The 260-nt window shown below is 53.8% G+C and carries 1 rRNA gene; it reads right to left on the reverse strand.

Annotation, left to right across the window (positions count from 1 at the left end):
- A 23S ribosomal RNA gene (locus tag AC3B4V_RS16280) occupies nt 1-260 on the reverse strand; the annotation flags it as partial.

Here is a 260-nt window from a genome sequence, read left to right on the forward strand (position 1 = left end):
GCGCGTCTTAGAATTCTCATCTCGCCTACCTGTGTCGGTTTACGGTACTGGCGCCTTCCCCCTCACTAGAGGCTTTTCTTGGCAGTGTGAAATCGTGACCTACGTCCCTACGGGACTCCGCATCGTTCCTTGACTTTGGTGCCTGACGGATTTGCCAATCAGACGGTCTTGAAACTTGCACATGCACTTCCATCCGCATGCGTCACTATCCTCCTGCGTCCCCCCATTGTTCAAACGGTGGATCGGCGGTACAGGAATAT

Source organism: Exiguobacterium sp. E17S, assembly GCF_057772545.1.